The organism is Exiguobacterium sp. 8A, from assembly GCF_902506275.1.
GTDB classification, from domain to species: domain Bacteria; phylum Bacillota; class Bacilli; order Exiguobacteriales; family Exiguobacteriaceae; genus Exiguobacterium; species Exiguobacterium profundum.
On the sequence record NZ_LR733630.1, the window covers coordinates 2,783,744 to 2,800,768 of the forward strand.

Here is a 17,025-nt window from a genome sequence, read left to right on the forward strand (position 1 = left end):
AATGACCGAGACAAATACAAATCGGGCACGGGAGATGATGCAATCATTTTGGCGTGTGCAGCGTGTCCTGATTCGTCTCATGCATCAGACGGCGCAACAAAACGATCTCACATTACCTCAACTGCACGGTCTGATGATGTTGAATGAACAGGGTGCGATTACGCAAAAGGAACTGGTTCAGCGAACGAGAATGCCAAAGAGCACGTTAAGTCAATCATTAGATGGTCTCGTGGAGAAAGGATTGATTCGTCGGGATATCAACCCGGATAATCGGCGAGAAGTTGTGTTGACCATTGACCAATCAGGTAAACGCTTGATTGAGGAGATTGAGCGACAAGAAGAAGGGACGGAATATCAATTGAATCAAATTTTGTCTCGTCTCGATCAGGATACGTATCATCATATGCTTACAGCCCATCAACATATTGCGGATGGATTGAATGAAGGGCTCACAGATTGTGAAGGAGTGTGTCGACATGATTAAGTTATTGAAACGTCTCGTTACTTATAAATGGGCTGTTCTGATGGTTTTATTGTTTGTGTTCGCGCAGTCGTTAGCAGATTTATTTTTACCGACGTTGATGGCGGACATTATCGATAATGGGGTCGTGACGGGCGATACCGGCTACATTTGGCAAATGGGCGGAATCATGCTTGGTGTGACGGGACTTGGAGCACTTGCTGCTATTGTGGCCAGTTTTTATTCTTCAAAGGCGGCGATGGGATTTGGTCGTGACTTACGAAGACGTGTGTTCAATCATGTGGAACGCTTCTCGCTTGAAGAGTTCGATCGTGTCGGGACGGCTTCGCTCATCACACGGACGACAAACGACATCACGCAAGTGCAACAGGTCATCATCATGATGCTGCGAATGGTTGTGAGTGCGCCGATCATGTTTGTCGGTGGATTGATCATGGCGACCTCGAAGGATGCGACGTTGTCTCTTGTCATTGTTGCCGCAATGCCGGTACTCGTCATCTCGATCTTCCTCATTTTTTGGAAGGCGATGCCGTTGTTTAAAAAGGTACAGAATCGATTGGACCGGCTCAATCTTGTTCTCCGAGAAAATCTGACGGGCATCCGTGTCATCCGAGCTTTCAACCGTGAAAAAGAAGAACAGGTTCGATTGACGAAGGCGAATGAACGGTTGACGGACGTCTCAATCAAAGTGAACCAAATCATGGCGTTCCTCATGCCGGTCATGATGCTCGTGATGAACTTGACGGTTGTCGGCGTCATTTGGTTCGGAGGGATTCGGATTGATAAAGGTGCGATGCAAATCGGAGATTTGATGGCGTTCATTCAATACGTCATGCAAATCATGTTCGCGCTCGTCATGGCATCAGTCATGTTCATCATGGTTCCTCGGGCTTCTGTGTCTGCCAACCGGATCAACGAAGTGCTCGAGATGAAACCTTCACTGATTGATGACGGGACAAAGACTGCGGACATTGAGCAAGGGACACTCGTATTTGATCACGTGACCTTCTATTATCCGGGTGCTGAAGAACCAGCGCTATCCGATGTGAGTTTTTCAGCGAATCCAGGTGAGGTCACAGCGGTGATTGGGGGTACGGGGTCAGGTAAATCGACACTCGTCAATCTGATTCCAAGATTTTACGATGTGACGTCGGGGACAATTCGCGTGAATGGTGTTGATGTCCAAGCGGTTCCACAAGAGGCACTTCGTTCGAAGATCGGGTTCGTTCCTCAAAAGGCGTTGCTGTTCACAGGTACGATTGCTGAGAACATTCGATATGGGAAGACCGATGCAACAGTGGAAGAAGTCGTTCATGCCGCATCCATCGCGCAGGCAAGTGACTTTATCGAGAAGATGCCAGACCGATATGAGGCTGTGATCGAACAAGGTGGGTCAAACGTGTCGGGTGGTCAAAAACAGCGTCTGTCGATTGCGCGAGCTCTCGTTCGGAAACCGGATTTATATGTATTCGACGACAGTTTCTCGGCACTTGATTTTAAAACGGATGCCGCCCTTCGCAAAGCGTTAAAAGAAGAAACGAAAGATGCGACGGTACTGATTGTTGCACAACGTGTCAGCACGATCATGGACGCCGACCGAATCATCGTTCTAGAAGAAGGCGCCGTTGCCGGAGTCGGGACACATGAGGAATTATTTGCGACGAATGCGGTCTATCAAGAAATCGTGAAATCGCAATTGTCTGAGGAGGAAATCGCATGAGTGAGAAACAAGCAAATACGCGACAAACTCATGGGGGACACGGCGGTCCAGGAGGTCCGGGCGGTGGAAATATGATGATGATGGGCGAAAAGCCAAAAGCATTCAAAGTCACGTTCCGTCGTTTGCTTGCCTATTTGAAACCACGGCGAAACACGTTGATTGCTGTGTTTGTCGCGGCGATTTTAAGTACAATCTTTATGATTGCCGGTCCGAAAATCATGGGAATCGCCATCACCGAACTGTTTGAAGGGGCATATGCGAAGTTTACAGGTGTGCCAGGGGCAGAAATTGATTTCACGAGAATCGGACAAATTTTGTCGCTCCTCGCTGGCCTTTACGTCATCAGTAGTCTATTCAACTACGTGCAACAATATTTGATGTCCGGTGTTGCCCAAAAAACGGTCTATGATTTGCGCGAAGACGTGAACAAAAAGTTAGAACGACTTCCGCTCAAGTATTATGACGGACGCTCGAACGGGGAGACATTGAGCCGGGTGACAAATGACATCGACTTGATTGGGAGTACGCTACAACAGAGTGTTACGTCATTCATTACTTCCATCGTCACCATCATTGGGATTTTGATTATGATGCTGTCAATCAGTCCTCTGTTGACGGTCATCTCTCTTGTGTCCCTTCCGCTCACGATTTTTGCGATTCGTCCGATTTTGAAACGGTCGCAACAATATTTTTCCGATCAACAGCGTCACCTTGGACGACTGAACGGCCATGTGGAAGAAATGTATACAGGGCACGCGGTCGTCAAAGCGTTTGGTCGGGAAGAGACAGCTGTGCGTGAGTTTGACGATGTGAATGAGGAGCTTTACGATGCAGGACGGAAAGCGCAATTCATTTCCGGAATCATCATGCCGATGACGATGTTCATCGGGAACATCAGCTATGTATTGATTAGTGTCGTCGGCGGTATTTTGGTCACGCAGCGCAGCATCTCCATCGGGGACATTCAAGCGTTTATCACATATACACGTCAGTTCACCCAACCAATCACCCAGACAGCGAATATCGCGAACATCGTCCAGTCGACGGTTGCCGCGGCGGAACGTGTATTTGAACTGCTGGATGAAGAAGAAGAAGTGAAAGATGTGAAGACCTATCAATTAGAACGTGCCGAAGGAAATGTCACGTTCCGTCATGTCGATTTCGGATACGGCGACAACCTACTCATTCAAGATATGAATCTCGATGTGTTGACGGGCCAAACGGTGGCCATCGTCGGTCCGACAGGCGCCGGCAAAACGACATTGATTAATCTACTCATGCGTTTTTATGAGTTGAACGGTGGAGAGATATTCATCGATGGGAAAGACTCGCGTAAAATGTCGAGACAAGATTTGCGACATACGTTTGGAATGGTCTTACAGGACACGTGGCTATTCAACGGGACGATTCGTGATAACATCGCCTATGGGAAAACGGGAGCGACTGAGATGGAAATCGTCAACGCGGCGAAAACGGCGCATGCGGATGCATTCATTCGAACGTTGCCAGACGGATACGACACCGTGTTGAATGAAGAGGCCAATAACATTTCACAAGGTCAAAAACAGTTGCTGACGATTGCGCGAGCAGTATTGGCGAACCCACCGATTATGATTTTAGACGAAGCAACGTCGAGTGTGGATACGCGTACTGAGATTTTGATTCAACAGGCGATGAAACGGCTGATGAATGGGCGGACGAGTTTCGTCATCGCTCACCGTTTATCGACCATCAAAGATGCGGATTTGATTTTGGTTATGGACCAAGGTCGGGTCATTGAGCAAGGAACACATGAATCGCTTCTTGAAGCTGGTGGTTTTTATGAAGAACTTTACAATAGTCAGTTCGCTGAAAAAGAAGTCGTATAACTGGAATACAGGTTTTGGGGCAATGTGATTAGGCAAAAGACGTACGAGATGAGTTTCGTACGTCTTTTTATTTTGTGTAACAATTACAAATCCGTTAAAATAAAAAAATGGGATAAAAAATGGAGGAACAATTATGGTTAAAATCTTACTTGCGGAAGACGAAGAAGTGCTACGCATGCTTGTTATGGATACATTAGAAGATGAAGGATATGACATCGACGAGGCACAAGATGGAATTGAGGCCTATCGATTGATTGAAGAAAATGAATATGATTTGGTCATTGTGGATCATATGATGCCCGGCATGACAGGGCTTGAAGTGATTGAAAAAGTACGGAAGTTACCAGGGCGACAAGAGACGAAAGTGATGATGTTGACGGCGAAAAGCCAACAATCTGACCGTGATTGCGCGAACGAGATTGGTGTCGACTACTTCATTTCTAAACCGTTCAGCCCACTTGAACTCGTCAAAATCATAGGAGGCATTGTGAAGTGAAAAGGTGGTTTAAACAAAAACTCGGACGCGACATCATGGTCGTCCTTTATTCCTTCCTCGTCATTGCGTTGGTCGGATCGGCATTGACTTATGTCTATATCGAGAACCGTTTGGAGGCGAACGAGGCGAGATTGCGTCAGGTCGATGAACGCGTCGACCGTCTGACGAAGATGTGGGATGAGTGGCAGGCTGACCAATATGATACACGAGGATATCTCTTGTTCGGCGACACAGCATCGCTCGAACGTTCACGTGCGAATGAGGCTAAGTTCCAACAGGAAATCAATTGGTTCAAAACACAAGTTCAGACGCGCCAAGGAGAATTGTTCGCAGAAGATCTTCAGCAGTTCCACGACTTTTACTATGATGTGATCATTCCGGTGACGTATGAATATGCCCAAGCGCAACAAGATGGGGAAGTCACAGAGACGTTTATCGATGCTCAAACGATTGCCGAGTTGCCGACGGCTCAGCGCTTGATTGATCAAGGACTCGTCCAATTTAATCCGCAACGCGGCATTGACATCCTCGGACCGATTGATGAGGTAGAGTCTGCGCTCGGAGAATATCGTGAGTTGATGGCGTCTGAAAAAGAGGCCGTCTACGCTGAATGGCGACAGAACAACAATATGCTTCAATTCTTGTGGATCATGAGCATCGCCTCGTTCGCCGTATTGATCTTATTGTTTATCCAGCCGTTCCTACGCCGTCAAACACGTTTGATTTCACGACTTTCCATCGCATCGAACCGCTTGTTAAAAGGGGAAATCGTTGATTTGAGCGATCAGATGAAACGAGAAGATGAGATTGGGACGATGTCTCGATCGTTCCATAAGATGGCTGAGACACTTCGTGACAATGAACGACATTTGATTGAAAAAAACCATGAGTTGCAAGCGCAACAAGAAGAATTGATTGCCCAACAAGAAGAATTGCAGGCACAGCAACAAGAACTAGAAGAAATCTTAGAACAGACGCAACAAAACGAGCAACACCTCGCGTATCGGAATGAATTGACGGAGACGTTAGCGTCACGCGATTCGCTTACGGCCTATCCGGAAATCATTGAGAAACTGGTCACGATTACAGATTCAGAGGTCGGTGCACTCGTTTTCGTGGATGAAGCGGGTACGTATCGCGTGACGAGCCACGGCTTGAACGATACGTTGTCTCGTCAGTTGCTCGATAGCGAAAATTCCGTATTGACGCGCGCGATGACATTGAAGACGACGGTACACTCGTCGAAACAAGTCGCGAGCGACCATCCGCTCCCGTATCCGTACTATATGTTTGAGACGGCGGTACCGGTCCATGACCCGACAGATGATTCAATCATTGCCTTCATCTATCTGGTCCGATACAAAGATCGTTTCACCCAAACCCAGATGGGCGACATCATGTCATTCGCTCGTCAGCTCTCGCTTTCTCTCTTACGGATGCGTCTATTTGAAGAGATGAAACGGGAGAAAGGAAAGACGGAGCGAATTCTCGATTCGATTCGAGAAGCGGTCGTCTACATCGACCACTCGACGAATGACGTGTTCGTCAACCGTCCACTCTATGAGATGTTCCCTGAGTTAAGTGACGTCAGTTCACAAGACCTTGAAGAAGAAACGTGGGAAGAATGGCGGAATCGTCTTGTTGAAACGGTCGATCAAGCGGAGGACTTTACGAAGTATACGAATCGCCTGTTCACCGAAGATTTCCCACATGACAGTGTAAGCTTCTCGATTCGTAAGGGCGAAATGAACTTGCAGATGTATGCAGAGCGCATCATTGTCGGCGGACTTTCAAAAGGTACGCTTCTCGTCTTCCGAGATATCACGAGTGAGACAGAGGCGGAGCGATTGAAGAGTGAGTTTATCTCAACCATCTCGCATGAACTGCGTACGCCGCTCTCGTCCATCTATGGATTCACGGAATTGATGGTCAAAAAACAGTTGCCGAATGAAAAACAAGCTAAATACTTGGAGACCATTCACTCCGAGACGGAGCGTCTGACACATCTCGTCAACGACTTCCTCGATGTGCAACGAATGGAATCCGGTAGTCAAATGTATGACCGGGAACAGCTTGATATCGAGCCGGTCGTCCGAGACATGTTGACGTTCTATGAGGCATCGTCGTTGAAACATGAATTCGAATTGATTGCAGATGATGCACGTCCATATGAATTATTTGTCGATTGCCAGAAGTTCAAACAGTTGATGAGTAATCTATTGTCGAACGCCGTGAAGTATTCTCCAAGAGGTGGAAAAATCACGGTCGAACTTGCGCATCACGAGCAAATCGTGTCCATTAAAGTGAAGGACGAAGGAATCGGGATTCCAAGTGACGCGCTCGATCGCTTATTTGATAAGTTTTATCGTGTCGACAACTCCGACAGTCGTGAAATCGGCGGTACGGGGCTCGGATTACCGATTTGTCAGGAAATCGTCCGTGGTCACAACGGCCAAATCCATGTAGAATCGATTCAGCATGAGGGCTCGACGTTCATCGTTGAAATCCCAAGCTATGAGTACGCTGTCCAAGAGGCAGAGACGACTCCTGTATAATGTATGGGCCATCCCTTGAGGATGGCTCATTTTTTAGAATCGTTCGCTTGACCAATCGGGAGAGAGTTCGTGTACAATGAAGACTGTACAACATCATAAAGGGGGGCATTTGAATGCCACTGATTGCATTCTTGCACACGCACGTTACGAGCTGGATTTTGTTACTTATTTTGTTTGCCGTGGCCTATATCGGTTATAAGAACGGCAACAAGAGTGGAAAGATCGCACATATGGCGTTTCGACTCATGTTACTCATCGCATTCGGAACAGGACTTTATCTCTACCTTCAGTTGAATGGTGGCGGGACATTCTATCACGTGAAAATCACGGTCGGTTTATTAACTTTGATCTTCGGTGAGATGACGCTCGTCAAAGTCAAAAAGAAAAAACCGTCAAACGGACTATTTGGCGGGTTTATCGTCTTGGCACTCATTACGATTTTCATCGGCTATGCATTGCCTTATGGACAATCTTTCTTCAACAGCTTTATTCAATAAGACGTTCCCACTTCGCACACCGAAGTGGGATTTTTTTGTTTGTACACAAATTATTAGGGGAAAATAAAAAAATCAGTAATTACGACGATGAGGTGAAACGATGGATCAACAGATGATGGAATGGACACGAGTTTTACACGCACGGAAATGGATGAAACAAACTGAATCATTTTTACCCTTATGGCACGGCTATATCGGCTACAAGTTCGGACTATTCGATGCGCTTCAAGGTGGCGCGAGCATGGCGGAGATGAATTTACGTCTAAAACGCCCATTGACACAACTTGCGCTAGAGCGTTGGTTAGAAGTCGGGGTCGCCGTCCGTCATTTGAAAAAGAGAGGCTGGCGCTACTATCCGACGCGTGGATTAAAATATCAATTATCCGGTAACGATGAACGGAGCATCGGGTTCATGCTTCAAGAAATGATGGAGCTTCACATCCCCGCGTTAATCGCTTATCCGGAATTTCTAGAGTCTGGGAAGCAAAAGACGTTTGATGGAGCTGAACACGGTCAAGTCGTCGCGAAGACATCGACACTCGTCGAAACGGTCGCATTTCCAATCGTGCAACAACTTTTACGACAGGCAAATGTCGAATCGATGCTCGATATTGGATGTGGGCACGGCGGCTACTTACGTAAACTCCAAGCGCTCGAACCGAGTTGGGAACTGACAGGCATCGATTTAGAGGAAGAGGTAATCGAAGAGGCACGCTCGCGAGACGAGAGTGGCGACATTCATTTCGAAGTAGCTGACTTCATGAACTGGGAAACAGAAGAGCAATTCGATGCGGTGATGATGAACAATATGCTGTATTACTTCTCACCAGAAGAACGTATCAAGTTGCTTGAGAGACTACGGGAGCGTTTAGAAGAAAAGGGTGTCGCCATTCTCGTGACCCCGCTCGCCGAAACAGCGCTCGGTGGACGATTCGCTTCCGCGTTCAATGCGTTCATGACACTCCACGATAATCTGTACCCGCTTCCGACCATTCCACGATTGCGCCGGCAGATGCAAGAAGTAGGTTTTGATCAAATCCGCTTCATCCCATTCATTCCGGAAGGTTCTTGGTATATCGTCATCGCTGAGCGAGGAAAGACGAACCTGCTCAATCAACCGATTCAAAATTGAACTTGTCTCCCGTCATTCCTATAATGATAGAGAAGCATAAGAGACTATTCACATAGGGAGTTGTTGAGTGTGTCGAAACAAAGAGTTGCCGTTATTGGGGCAGGACCAGGTGGGTTGGCTGCAGCGATGCTACTGGCGCATCGCGGTGTAGACGTCACCGTATTTGAGAAACAACCGTTTGTAGGCGGCAGAACGTCGCGCTTAGAAGTAGGTGAATTTGCGTTCGACCGAGGACCTACGTTTTTGAATATGCCTTATATTTTAGAAGAAATTTTTGAAGAGACAGGGCGTAATCTGCATGATTATGTCGAGATGAAGCAGTTGGAGCCGATGTATGATTTGTACTTCGACCGTGGGACGCGTCAACTCTCGATGACAACAGATCGTGATCAGATGTATCGCGCCATCGAAGAACAATTTCCAGGGAATGGCGAAGGTTACGAACGGTTCATGAGTGAACAGGCGATCAAACTGTCTAAATTGATGCCTGTGCTTCAGACCGCACATGACAAGCTTACCGACTATGTCTCGTTACGCGTGCTCAAGGCGCTACCGTTCCTCTCGATCGGTAAATCGCTTTATGACGTCTTGTCCGAGTACTTCACGAGCGAAGAGCTGAAGTATGCGTTCACGTTTCAGGCTAAATATTTGGGGATGTCCGCTTGGGAATGTCCGGGTGGATTCTCCATCTTGTCTTACATGGAACACGCCTACGGAGTGCATCACCCGATTGGCGGAGTGAACCAGCTGTGTCATGCGATGGCGAAAGTGATTGAAGAAGAGGGAGGCGTCATTCGTTTAGGCGAACCGGTAGAGCGTCTTCTCATGGATGATCAAAACGTGACCGGTCTCGTGTCCGGGAGTGTCCATTATGCGTTTGATGAAGTCGTGATTGGTGCTGACTTCGCACATGCGATGACGTCGCTCGTTCCAGACGGTAAACTAACGAAGTGGAGTCCGACTCAACTCAAGAAGAAGCGTTACTCGTGCTCGACATTCATGCTTTATCTCGGGCTCGACCATGTCTACGAAGATGTGGCGCATCACTCGATTCACTTCGCGGACGATTATGAATTGAATGTCAAAGAGATGACACAAGAATTGAAATTGAGCGAGGACTTCTCGTTTTATGTACAGAATGCCTCACGCATCGACCCGACACTTGCGCCTCCTGGCAAGTCATCGCTTTACGTTCTCGTACCGGTGCCGAACAATTTATCTGGCCTCCCGTGGGAGACGTTACAAGCGACCATGACAGAGCGCGTTCTCGACGCGCTTGAGACACGTTCCCCTTACCGAAACATCCGTCAACACATCGAGGTGATGGAGGCGTTGACGCCTGAGGACTGGAAAGCGTTTGGTGTATATGAAGGTGCAACGTTCAATCTAGGGCACAACTTATCGCAGATGATGTATTTCCGCCCGCATAACCAATTCGAAGAGCTCGACAACGTCTGGCTCGTCGGGGGTGGGACCCACCCAGGAAGTGGGCTGCCGACCATCTTTGAATCAGCGCGGATCACGACGAACCTTTTGCGTGACCGGGCAGGTGTCGGCCGATGAATATTAGCTTTGTCGGAGCAGGGGTCGGTACACTATATGCCGCCCTCTTATTGACGAAACGCAATCCGTCACTTCAAATCACGATTTATGAGAAAGAGGACCGGGTCGGTGGACGCTTGAACTACGTTGAATTCGATAATGGGGCGAAAGTCGATGAAGGTCCAACCATCGTCTTATTGCCGAGTAAACTGAAACAACAACTGATTGAGGCGGGTCTTCCTGAACATGAAGTGGAGTTGATTGAAGTCGATCCGCTTTATCGCTTACGTTATCAAGACGGGACATCGTTCTATAAATATCGGGAAATCGAGAGACAGGCGGAAGAAATCGAACGAACTTTCGGCGAAGGAGATGCCTTCCGTCAGTACATGTCCCAAAAGAAAGAAGAGTATCGGATTGGCTTCGATACGTTTTTAGATCGTAGTTATGCCTCAAAAGCGGAGTTGTTCGAGCCTAAACTACTTCTCCTTCTCATGCGGTTAAAAGCATATGAGACGGCTCATGCGAATATGAAACGCTTCTTTGAAGACGAACGTTTACGTGTCGCCTATAGTTTACAAACGCTCTATATCGGCGGAAATCCTTATGCCACTCCTTCGTTATATGGACTCATTCCTTATCGTGAACAAGAAGAAGGAGTCTGGTATGTAAAAGGAGGATATTTTTCGCTGGCGACGAAAATGGAACAAGAGTTGAAGCGTCGAGGTGTTCGTTTCGAGATGAATGCTACCGTCAATCGTGTCCATGTCACGGACGGGGTGGCCAATGGAGTCACGGTAAATGACGAATATGTACCGTATGATGCAGTCGTCGTGAACGGTGATTTTCCACTCATGGAGCGCCTGATTGATGGTGTGACGCCAAAGACGTATGAACCGTCAAGCGGTACGTTACTCCTTTATTTCACCGTCAACGGCGAACTCGACTTACCGGTTCACCAATTCGATTTACCGAATGATTTTGAAGGATCGATGCGTACGATCTTCGAGGATGGTAAACTAAGTGAGTATCCAGCGATGTACACCTTTAATCCATCGCGAATGGATACAACCCTCGCGCCAGAAGGAACGAGTGTATTATATGTTCTTGTCCCGGTTCCTCGAAAATTGGAACGAGAAGACTTTGAGGCACAAGGGACAATCGAACACCTATTAGGAAGAATCGAGGCATTCATGCCTGATTTTCGTGAACGTGTCATCGAGATGAAAGTCCGGACACCGATGGATGCTGAGCGATTCGGGTTGTTCGAAGGAGGAAGTTTTGGGATTGCACCAAAGTTATCTCAGTCAGCCGCCTTCAAACCACAAGCGAGACCATTCCCGAAAATCGAACGCCTCTATGCGGTGGGCGCATCCGTCCATCCATGCGGTGGCGTCCCCATCGTTATGATTGGGTCGCAATTACTTGTGAAAAAAATGGAAGAAGAAATGGGGGCAATGCATCGTGACGACACAAGAAGCGTATCGTCAATGTGAGGAAATCATGAAGAAGGGCTCGTTAACCTTTTACCGGGCCTTCTCTTTGCTCTCAAAACCAGACCGTCAAGCGGTCATGGCAGTATATACGTTCTGTCGCACTCTCGATGATGCGGTCGATGAATCAGACCGTCCAGAAGAGAGTTTGGCAGCATTTTTGCATGACTTCGACCGCTTTTTAGCTGGTTACGACCAAGATGAAGCACTATGGGTTGCCCTTCGTGATGTGTGGAAACGTTATGACATGGACGTCGAACCATTTTTTGAATTGGCGGAAGGGATGAAATGGGACTTACATAAGTCGCGGTATGAAACGCTCGAAGAGACCGAGCAGTATAGCTATTATGCAGCGAGCACGGTCGGTCTGATGCTGCTCCCGATCCTTGTCCCAAATCAGGACGCTGCGACGACACGTCAGCTAAGGCAAGGCGCCATCGACCTTGGCATTGCGATGCAACTGACCAATATTTTACGTGATGTCGGTGAAGATTTGAATCGAGACCGCATCTATTTACCCCGTACGATGATGCGTCAGTACGGTGTGAGTGAAGCGATGTTACACCAACGAGAAGTGACCCCTGTCTTTATCGATCTATGGGAGGCGTTGGCGAATCGTGCAGAGTTCTTGTATGAACGGGCACGCGAAACCCATCATCTGTATCCACTCGCGAGTCGAAAGCCGGTACAAGCAGCGGCTCTTCTCTATGAAGGGATTCTTGATGCGGCACGTGCGAATCGACATGACGTCTTCACAAAGCGGGCATACGTATCGACCTTACAAAAAGGAAAGTTGTTGGCAAAACTATAAGCGATTCGATTCCCTGTAGACGCTCGGTGGCGTCTACAGTTTTTTGTACGCAAAAAAAACCACTTTTGGCGGGGGACCAAAAGTGGCGTAAGCGTTATGTGATTCATTCATCGGGGAAACGAATGAATCGGTTTGTGATGAAGCCCTAAAGATGTGCCGGGATTCATGGGGAATGAATCAGTTGGGACATCTTCGTCGAAACAGGATGCTTGATGGACTAAGGGGGAACATCATACGCAAGCTGTCTCAACTACGGGATACGAGTGGGGAAACTCGCTCATCACTTTTTCTCGGGTGTGACAAGTTCAAAACGCGATGAGGCTCGGGGAAGCCATTCGATCGCTACAGGTGTAACAAACGCTACAGAACTGCTTGAACTCGAATATGATATTATCACGTCTTTCAATTGTCGACAAGTGTCGAAACTCGCGTTCACAAAATGTTCATATTGTCAGAGGTATGTCCTCTAACATCGATCGTGCAGCGAATTGTCCTGAAAGCGTCACCATCGGACTGCCACCGCCAGGATGAGTCGAACCGCCAGCGAACCAGATGTTCGATACATCTGTCGATCGCGGTGCAGGTCTAAAAAATGCCCCTTTTTTCGAGTTGGCCGATGTGCCATAAAGTGCGCCATAATACGCATAAAAATCGCGAGTCAAATCTTGTGGGGTCACCCGCTTATGGTAGAGCACCTCTTTTTCTTCCCAATCCACACCGAACATACGTAATCGTCTGCGAATCAAATGCTCATACGTATCTGCATCAATTTCGGTCAGATGTGCCGGAGCATTGACGAGGATGAACAGGTTGTCTCCTGCCTCGCCCATCGACGGATCGGTTGCGGATGAATTCGAAATATAGATTGTCGGTTCGTCTGCATAACGTTCTTCTTGGAAAAGTGCTTTAAATTCCCGTTCATAGTCGTCTGAGAAATAGACGTTATGGTGTGCCAAATTCAATCGTTTGGACAATCCGACCATCATGACGAATGCGGAAATCGAAGGTTCGACGGTATCGCGTGTTGGGACTGGGAAAGATGGGCGGTCTTTCGCGTCAACGAGTCGCGGGTATTGCGTCAAGAGTTCACCGTTGAGAAGAACGGCATCACACGAGATGACTTCTTGGTCATCGACGACGACCTCATGTGCTTTTCCGTTCAACACATCAATTTTCGTCACTTCATGACCGAGTCGGAACGTCAATCCGAGTTCGCTCGCCCGTTTGGCGAACCCTTTTGCGATATTCCAGTTTCCACCTTTCGCAAAATAGACACCTTCATTCAATTCCAAATGTGCGATAAGGGCGAACGTACCTGGCGTCACGTATGGGCTGCTACCAATGTACGTCGCATAGCGGTCGAGCGCCTGAATAATGCGTGGGTCCTTGAAATACTTCTTGTGAAGGGCGTGCAAACTTTGAAGTGGATGCACTTTGACCATGTCCGCCCAAAGACCGGGATCCAACTTTGTGTCCATTTGTGTGAAGAAGCGCTTATTCGCAATGTCGAACAGCTTTTCCGCTTCATCTAGATAGGCACGCATCTGATTGTGTTTCAACTGGTCACCGGTCAAACGCCGTACTTCGACCTCAAGTTTTGCCCGATCGGCACTGAACGTGAAGGATGACCCGTCTGTGTAGTGGTTGACGGTATGTTGATCGAGCTTGATTAACTCAAAATAGTCATCCGGATTGGCCCCACTATTTCGAATGACCGAACGAAATACATCCGGCATCGTGATTGTATTCGGACCGAAGTCGAACCGGTGACCGTCGGTGATGATGGGCATGAGTTTGCCACCGACATGTTGATTCTTTTCAATGACCGTGACTTCATACCCTCGTGCTGCGAGCGTGACGGCGGCGCTGAGTCCACCGAGACCAGCCCCAATCACTACGATTTGTTTCATACAATTGTCCCCCTTTAGACGTCTGCTTAGGAATAGTGACGACCTTTCCACGTGATGGGCAACCGTCTCCATTTACGAATGACGGCGTTCGCGAGTAAGGTCAAGTAAGCGATTAAACTGAGTGGATGGTACCATGTACCGGACCCATTTGATTTCAGATCGACTGCGAGACGCGCGAGGAGCACGAAAATCGCTGCGCTAATCGTCTGCCAACTCGGTGAAAAGATCCAAGCGAGCATAGCCGTCAACTGGATGCCGTAATATGTCATGAAGTACAAGGCGAGTCCTACTGATTCATTCATTCCCTTGAATACGTTCTTTGAAAACCCGGTCCACACTTCTTCATTCGTTTCATACATGTCGCAGGAGATGAACGGGGAGACTTGAACGAGTGACGTGACTTTTTGATGACGTTTGAACGTTCGACATAAATCGATATCATCAATCAACGACGTTCGAATAGCAGCATGTCCGCCAACTTCCTCGTAGCTGTTCCGCTCGACGAGTACGTTCATGCCATTCGCCGCGGCAAATGCGGGGTGTTTCACTTTACGCCAAAACAAAGGCAGATGTTGGGCGATGAGCACGTGTTGCATCGGAATCAACAATTTCCCGAGAAATGTTGACGTCGGAAATTGAGGGAAACCTGATAAAAAGACGGCCTGCTCTCGAGCGAGCGTGGCATGCATGCGGGCGATAAAACTCGAATCGATCGTGACGTCCGCATCTAAAAAGAGAAGATACGGTTCAGTCGTGCGTGATGCTAGTTGATGACAAGCATGAACTTTTCCGGCCCAGTCATGGGGCAAAGGAACACCTTGGATGACGGTAAAACGGGTATCGCTCCCAATTGCATGATTCAATTTTTCATATGTATCATCTTCAGAGCGGTCCTCGTAGATATAGACGTGAGTCCCTTCCGGTATCGCCTGCTTTAAGTTCGAAATCAGTCGTTCAACGTGACGCGACTCATTGCGCATCGGGATGCAGACGGCTGTCGCCGGTGTGCGTCCTGGGTCGGCGAGCGGTCTCAAGAACGAAAGATTGATTAGGGTAAAGATAAACATCGAGAGGGTGAGCAGCCATAAGATCATGAACGTCCCCTCCCAAGTTGGAACATCGTTTCTGTCCATTCAGCAAGATTACGACGTGGTCGAAAGAGCGGCACATAGGCATCAGACCGAATGATGGCGTCTTGTCGCACGTCGTCATAGAGCGCCTCGAGTGCTTGCGCGATTTCCTGCTTCTGAGCTCGTCGTGTCATCGATGTCACGACTACTGTTCGAAAGCGGACATATACAAGGGGTTCCGCATGGTTCTCAAACGAATAGTACATGGCGCATAATTGGACGGGGCGGTCGTTCAGCAACAACGTTGCGCCAGACTCGATTTCGACAGGTCGAAGTTCCTGTGGCATCTCTTGTCCTTGAGGGAACATCCAGACGGATTTCCCGGACGCGAGCAATTCATTCGCATAAGCCAGTGAGGCCCGTACATCGGAGAGACTTCCTTTTTTCACCGAGAAGGCACCGAGGTGTCGAAAGAACGGGAAGCGACGTAGTCCATCCTCGTCCATCAACACATGAATATCGTGTCGTAAAAAATGTTCATTGATCATATACATGATGAGACCGTCCCACCACGCGCTATGTGTACTTAAAAATAATCCGGGGGTCGGAACGTCGTCCGTTCGGATATAAATGTTATGGAAGGTGGGACGTATTTGACGTTCCCGCACGAACGTCGAGAACAGGTTATTGAACCATTTCTTTTTGTGTGACTCGATCATCGCGCCCCCTCCTTTCAAGTAGAATCACTCCGGATGTGAGGATGCTGAGGAGCCCGATGCCATAGAGACCTGCATTGACAGCCGTGACACCGAAGAGTGCGTGAAGCATGACGAACAAATAGACGCCGTGCCGGATGAACAAGGAATCAACAGCGCGTTCGTGACGCTGTAACAACCATGAGAAAATAAGGGATAACCCGAACCAACCGATAAAGTTTTGTGTCGGGATATCATAGTATAAGCCGTCATTCGCCCATTCCCAGTAGCCTTTCACGTTTGCCGCTACGGGATCGATTGCCATATCGAGCCATACGGCGAGAATCGGAACGAGCCATAAAATATTGTGGCGGAATGTGAAGAGACGGGCAACGGCAAAACTAGAGCCAATCACGGCAAGCCATGCCGCACCGATTGTGACAGGAACTCCAAAAACTGTCGGACCGAACGCTTCAGCATAAACGTATTCGCTGAACGGGAATCCCGTCTTTACGCCGAGTGTTTCAACGGCGATTGAACCGAAGAAAATAAACGGAACAATCCAAGCTCCTTGTCGAATTCCTTGATAAAGAATCGTTCCACCAATCGCCCCGGCTAGCCATAAAAAGACGGGGTTTGCCCACTCGAGCCAAGGTGGGAGCAGGTCGAATCCAACTAAAATCAACCCAATGAAATACCAAACAATAAACCATTTCCAAATAAACGGATACACTTTCATTCCATCACCTCTTCTT

At 48.1% G+C, this 17,025-nt stretch carries 14 protein-coding genes; 10 read left to right on the forward strand and 4 right to left on the reverse strand.

Annotated features, from left to right (window positions below; all coding sequences use genetic code 11):
* Window position 1: 1 nt before the first annotated feature.
* The 10 genes from GVY42_RS14635 to GVY42_RS14680 all read left to right on the forward strand — a co-directional run bounded on the left by GVY42_RS14635 (window position 2) and on the right by GVY42_RS14680 (window position 12,595).
* Window positions 2–484, forward strand: a complete 483-nt coding sequence (locus GVY42_RS14635) for a MarR family winged helix-turn-helix transcriptional regulator (RefSeq protein WP_074037656.1) — start codon at window positions 2–4, stop codon at window positions 482–484.
* A complete protein-coding gene (locus GVY42_RS14640) occupies window positions 477–2,201 on the forward strand; it encodes an ABC transporter ATP-binding protein (RefSeq protein WP_159561886.1) in 1,725 nt (574 codons plus the stop codon). Before GVY42_RS14635 ends, GVY42_RS14640 begins: the two co-directional genes overlap by 8 nt.
* Entirely contained in the window at window positions 2,198–4,069 is a 1,872-nt protein-coding gene (locus GVY42_RS14645) for an ABC transporter ATP-binding protein (protein ID WP_159561887.1), read from the forward strand. Before GVY42_RS14640 ends, GVY42_RS14645 begins: the two co-directional genes overlap by 4 nt.
* A 133-nt stretch (window positions 4,070–4,202) precedes the next feature.
* The gene (locus GVY42_RS14650; RefSeq protein WP_015880966.1) at window positions 4,203–4,565 is read left to right on the forward strand and encodes a response regulator; all 363 of its coding nucleotides are present in this window, start codon (window positions 4,203–4,205) and stop codon (window positions 4,563–4,565) included.
* Entirely contained in the window at window positions 4,562–7,120 is a 2,559-nt protein-coding gene (locus GVY42_RS14655; protein WP_159561888.1) for an ATP-binding protein, read from the forward strand. Before GVY42_RS14650 ends, GVY42_RS14655 begins: the two co-directional genes overlap by 4 nt.
* A gap of 113 nt (window positions 7,121–7,233) precedes the next feature.
* Complete coding sequence (locus GVY42_RS14660; protein WP_015880968.1) at window positions 7,234–7,617, forward strand: YisL family protein; 384 nt, start codon at window positions 7,234–7,236, stop codon at window positions 7,615–7,617.
* Between the two features lie 100 nt (window positions 7,618–7,717).
* Window positions 7,718–8,749: a class I SAM-dependent methyltransferase gene (locus GVY42_RS14665; RefSeq protein WP_074037653.1), complete on the forward strand. Its 1,032-nt coding sequence runs from the start codon at window positions 7,718–7,720 to the stop codon at window positions 8,747–8,749.
* 69 nt (window positions 8,750–8,818) lie between these two features.
* The gene (locus tag GVY42_RS14670) at window positions 8,819–10,312 is read left to right on the forward strand and encodes an NAD(P)/FAD-dependent oxidoreductase (RefSeq protein WP_159561889.1); all 1,494 of its coding nucleotides are present in this window, start codon (window positions 8,819–8,821) and stop codon (window positions 10,310–10,312) included.
* Complete coding sequence (locus GVY42_RS14675) at window positions 10,309–11,787, forward strand: NAD(P)/FAD-dependent oxidoreductase (protein ID WP_159561890.1); 1,479 nt, start codon at window positions 10,309–10,311, stop codon at window positions 11,785–11,787. The genes GVY42_RS14670 and GVY42_RS14675 overlap by 4 nt, the downstream gene beginning before the upstream one ends.
* Window positions 11,756–12,595, forward strand: a complete 840-nt coding sequence (locus tag GVY42_RS14680) for a phytoene/squalene synthase family protein (RefSeq protein WP_159561891.1) — start codon at window positions 11,756–11,758, stop codon at window positions 12,593–12,595. Before GVY42_RS14675 ends, GVY42_RS14680 begins: the two co-directional genes overlap by 32 nt.
* A 443-nt stretch (window positions 12,596–13,038) precedes the next feature.
* On the opposite strand, the gene GVY42_RS14685 is transcribed toward GVY42_RS14680, so the two are convergent.
* The 4 genes from GVY42_RS14685 to GVY42_RS14700 are packed head-to-tail and all read right to left on the reverse strand — an operon-like array spanning window position 13,039 to window position 17,009.
* The gene (locus GVY42_RS14685) at window positions 13,039–14,505 is read right to left on the reverse strand and encodes an NAD(P)/FAD-dependent oxidoreductase (RefSeq protein WP_159561892.1); all 1,467 of its coding nucleotides are present in this window, start codon (window positions 14,503–14,505) and stop codon (window positions 13,039–13,041) included.
* A 26-nt stretch (window positions 14,506–14,531) separates the two neighbouring features.
* Window positions 14,532–15,599, reverse strand: a complete 1,068-nt coding sequence (locus GVY42_RS14690) for a glycosyltransferase family 2 protein (protein WP_159561893.1) — start codon at window positions 15,597–15,599, stop codon at window positions 14,532–14,534.
* A complete protein-coding gene (locus tag GVY42_RS14695) occupies window positions 15,596–16,294 on the reverse strand; it encodes a lysophospholipid acyltransferase family protein (protein ID WP_159561894.1) in 699 nt (232 codons plus the stop codon). Before GVY42_RS14695 ends, GVY42_RS14690 begins: the two co-directional genes overlap by 4 nt.
* The gene (locus GVY42_RS14700; protein WP_074037647.1) at window positions 16,260–17,009 is read right to left on the reverse strand and encodes a carotenoid biosynthesis protein; all 750 of its coding nucleotides are present in this window, start codon (window positions 17,007–17,009) and stop codon (window positions 16,260–16,262) included. The genes GVY42_RS14695 and GVY42_RS14700 overlap by 35 nt, the downstream gene beginning before the upstream one ends.
* Window positions 17,010–17,025 lie beyond the last annotated feature (16 nt).

What these genes read in the sequence shown, in the direction of transcription:
- GVY42_RS14635 (WP_074037656.1), top strand. Translation starts at nt 2, where the DNA reads ATGACCGAGACAAATACAAATCGGGCACGGGAGATGATGCAATCATTT.
- GVY42_RS14640 (WP_159561886.1), top strand. Translation starts at nt 477, where the DNA reads ATGATTAAGTTATTGAAACGTCTCGTTACTTATAAATGGGCTGTTCTG.
- GVY42_RS14645 (WP_159561887.1), top strand. Translation starts at nt 2,198, where the DNA reads ATGAGTGAGAAACAAGCAAATACGCGACAAACTCATGGGGGACACGGC.
- GVY42_RS14650 (WP_015880966.1), top strand. Translation starts at nt 4,203, where the DNA reads ATGGTTAAAATCTTACTTGCGGAAGACGAAGAAGTGCTACGCATGCTT.
- GVY42_RS14660 (WP_015880968.1), top strand. Translation starts at nt 7,234, where the DNA reads ATGCCACTGATTGCATTCTTGCACACGCACGTTACGAGCTGGATTTTG.
- GVY42_RS14665 (WP_074037653.1), top strand. Translation starts at nt 7,718, where the DNA reads ATGGATCAACAGATGATGGAATGGACACGAGTTTTACACGCACGGAAA.
- GVY42_RS14675 (WP_159561890.1), top strand. Translation starts at nt 10,309, where the DNA reads ATGAATATTAGCTTTGTCGGAGCAGGGGTCGGTACACTATATGCCGCC.
- GVY42_RS14685 (WP_159561892.1), bottom strand. Translation starts at nt 14,505, where the DNA reads ATGAAACAAATCGTAGTGATTGGGGCTGGTCTCGGTGGACTCAGCGCC.
- GVY42_RS14690 (WP_159561893.1), bottom strand. Translation starts at nt 15,599, where the DNA reads ATGATCTTATGGCTGCTCACCCTCTCGATGTTTATCTTTACCCTAATC.
- GVY42_RS14695 (WP_159561894.1), bottom strand. Translation starts at nt 16,294, where the DNA reads ATGATCGAGTCACACAAAAAGAAATGGTTCAATAACCTGTTCTCGACG.
- GVY42_RS14700 (WP_074037647.1), bottom strand. Translation starts at nt 17,009, where the DNA reads ATGAAAGTGTATCCGTTTATTTGGAAATGGTTTATTGTTTGGTATTTC.